The organism is Tessaracoccus caeni (genome assembly GCF_029211185.1).
Classification (GTDB): Bacteria; Actinomycetota; Actinomycetes; order Propionibacteriales; family Propionibacteriaceae; genus Arachnia; species Arachnia caeni.
The window spans coordinates 33,319-34,554 of the sequence record NZ_JARGDO010000029.1 but is presented as its reverse complement, the minus strand read 5'-3'; the positions used below and the strand labels follow the sequence as shown (position 1 = coordinate 34,554).

The 1,236-nt window shown below is 60.3% G+C and carries 1 protein-coding gene; it reads right to left on the bottom strand.

Annotated features, from left to right (window positions below):
- Positions 1 to 245 precede the first annotated feature (245 nt).
- Complete coding sequence (locus P0D62_RS18150; protein ID WP_275703944.1) at positions 246 to 899, bottom strand: response regulator; 654 nt, start codon at positions 897 to 899, stop codon at positions 246 to 248.
- Between the last annotated feature and the right edge of the window lie 337 nt (positions 900 to 1,236).

Below are 1,236 nucleotides of genomic sequence, written 5' to 3'. Positions count from 1 at the left end.
GATCGGTGACCATGACAGGGCCCTTCCGGCTCGGTGTTGGTGTTAGCAACACCGACTCTGGACGCCCTCCCTCACACTCACGGCAACACCACGCCGAGCCACGACCCCTTGGACTCAATCATCTAGGGCCTGCCCCATACATAGCTTCGGACAGGCCGCCAACATGAGCGACCTGTCCGAGGAGTGTCGTGGAGGCCCTCGGAGCGGCGGCAGCTGCGTCGGCGCCGCCTATCCGAGGAACCTTTTTAGGTGAAGTTGACCAGGCCGGCCCGGGCCGCCGTGACCAGAACCTGAACCCGATCGCGCACGTTCCACTTCGACATGATCCCGCCGAGATGCGCCTTGATCGTGCCTTCGGAGACGTGGAGAGCGCGCGCCATCTCCGCATTGGACATGCCCTGCGCGAGATGACCCAGCACCTCGGACTCGCGTTCGGTCAATGGCCGTAGCTCACCGGCGGGGCTCTTGGGCTTCGCCTCGCGCACGTGCTTGACGAGCATCGCAGCGATCCTCGGAGAGAGGGAGCTGGTGCCCTGATACGCCTGCTTCAAAGCCGTGAGGATCTCGTCCGCACTGGAGTCCTTGAGCATGTACCCGGAGGCGCCCGCACTGAGCATGGGAAGCACGGTCTCAGTGGTATCCATCGTGGTCACAGCGACCACACACACGTCAGGCCAGCGAGAGATGATCCGCTCCGTCGCCTCGATGCCGCCCATGCCTGGCATCTGAACATCCATCATCACGATGTCGGGCTTGTCGCGCTCGATGAACTCCAGCGCCTCGAGCCCGTTCTCGGCCTGGCCGATCACAGTGATCTCAGGATCGCGAGCCACGAAGTGGGAAAGCGCGAATCGCACAAGCGGGTCATCGTCGGTGATCAACACCCTGATCTGGTCCATGCCAGGGAGTCTAGACCATCCCCTCGACCGAGATCCAAACAGGCGTGGACGATTGTCCATTCAAACTATGGCTATTTGACCGATGTGCTCAGAATCCAGACACGGAAGGATAGACATCAACAGGACGAACGGCTAGGAAAGGGAGTGATCAGAAATGCGTTTCTGGGAATGCCTCGCTCGCTTGAAGGGCCCGATCGGCTGAAAACAGTGTCGAACTCTCGACATATGTGCTAACAAGCAAAACGTTTTTATAACCGCGGCGTACCAACGCGCCAAAAACCCAAGAAAGGGGTGCAAGCAATGTCCTTCTGGCACAAGCTCGCCCGACTGATGGGCG

What these genes read in the sequence shown, in the direction of transcription:
- P0D62_RS18150 (WP_275703944.1), bottom strand. Translation starts at nt 899, where the DNA reads ATGGACCAGATCAGGGTGTTGATCACCGACGATGACCCGCTTGTGCGA.